Origin of the sequence: Dietzia cercidiphylli, assembly GCF_014145145.1 — a bacterium.
Taxonomy (GTDB): domain Bacteria; phylum Actinomycetota; class Actinomycetes; order Mycobacteriales; family Mycobacteriaceae; genus Dietzia; species Dietzia natronolimnaea.
The window spans coordinates 1-1,623 of record NZ_JAALEA010000049.1; the positions used below are offsets into that span (position 1 = coordinate 1).

Genomic DNA, 1,623 nt, shown 5'->3' on the forward strand with positions numbered 1-1,623 from the left:
CCCCGGGCCACGGCGGTCGCGCACGCCGGGTCGCGGTGTTCGCGGCGGCCGGGGTGGCGGTCCTGGCCGGCTCGGCGGTGATCGGATTCCTCCTCACCCGCGGGGCTCTCTCCCCGACCGGTGAGGAGGCGGCGGACTGCGCCCCGGTCTCCGAACCCGGCCACGTGGTGGGCGACGGCCCGGGGTCGCTGGACTCGCCGTTGGGGACCGTGTTGGCCTTCGATCACGCCTACTACGTCGAGCGCTCGGCCGAGAAGGCGTTCGAGGCGGTCTCGCCGTCGAGCCGGATGACGCCGGACCGGCTGCGCGTCGAGGGGGTGGACCGGGTGCCCGAGGGCACCACCCACTGTGTGGACGCGCGGGAGCTGTCGCCCACGCTCCTCGAGGTGAGCCTCACCGAGTCCCCGCCCGATGCGGAGCCGGTGGTGATCCGGCAGCGTGTGCGGGTGGCGGAGAACCCCGACGGCACCTGGGGGATCGTCTCGATCACGCCCGCGGGATGACCAGCCGGTACCCGTGAGCCGGGGGGCGGGCTCAGGGGCCGGGGTCGAGGTACTCCTGGGCCGGGGTGCGGCCCGAGGCGACCGCGTCGAAGAACCCCGTGGTGCTCGGGCCCCACACGAGGTACGAGCCCACGGAACCGGAGGCCATGCCGTCGTAGGGGGCGGTCACGGTGAGCGGATCGCCCCTGAGCTTCCACATCACCGACGCGAGGTTCCAGATGTGGTCCCCGGAGTCGACCGTGACGGCCTCCGAGGCCGCGTCGACCAGTGACACCGCGGTGAACGGGTTGAGCAGGTTGCCCGGGGACATGGTCTCGCTCATGAGCGCGCCGAGGAACTGCCGCTGGTTGCGGACCCGCTGGAGGTCCTGCTCGGCGAACCCGTAGCGGGTGCGGACGAAGCCGAGGGCCTGCGGCCCCGCCAGGGTCTGGCAGCCGGCGGCCAGGTCGAGGCCGGCGAGCGGGTCGTTGATCGGCTCGTCGATGCAGATGTCCACGCCACCGACCGCGTCGACGATCCCGGAGAAGCCGCCGAACCCGATCTCCGCGTAGTGGTCGATCCGCATCCCGGTCTGCTGCTCGAGCGTGCGGGTCAGCAGCGCCGGACCGCCGAAGGTGTAGGCGGCGTTGAGCTTGTTCTGTCCGTAGTCCGGGATGTCGACCAGCAGGTCCCGCGGGAGGGAGATGAGCATGGTCCGGCCGCTGTCCCGCGGGGTGTAGACCAGCATCATGGTGTCCGTGCGTTTGCCGCCGGCATCGGACTCCGACCCGGTGGACAGCTGGGCCTGTTGCTCCGGGGTGAGTCCCTCGCGGGAGTCGGTCCCCACCAGGAGGGTGATGCTGCCCGGGGTGTTGCCGCCCCGGCCGGGGTAGTCGGGCAGCGCGTCGATCCGCTGGAGCCTGGAGTCCGCCCACAGGACGCTCACCACGCCCAGTGTCAGGATCACCACGAGCACCAGACCCAGGATCCGCATCGGGCCGAGGCGCCGTCTACCGGGTGCCCTGCGGGAGCGGCGATCGCGTGTGGACCCGTACCCCGCCCGCGACGGCCGTCGGGCGGACCGGGGATCGCGCGGGTCGACCGGTTGCCGGCGGGGGTCCCGCACGCCGGATCGTGCCCG

Annotated in this window: 2 protein-coding genes; one reads left to right on the forward strand and one right to left on the reverse strand. The window is 73.0% G+C overall.

Features of this window, described 5'->3' with window-relative positions; all coding sequences use genetic code 11:
* Positions 1–503, forward strand: a 503-nt coding sequence (locus G6028_RS02555; protein ID WP_479682418.1) for a DUF8176 domain-containing protein, incomplete at its 5' end; no start/stop codon positions are given.
* Between the two features lie 31 nt (positions 504–534).
* On the opposite strand, the gene G6028_RS02560 is transcribed toward G6028_RS02555, so the two are convergent.
* On the reverse strand, positions 535–1,623 hold a 1,089-nt coding region (locus G6028_RS02560; RefSeq protein ID WP_241730485.1), incomplete at its 5' end, for an LCP family protein.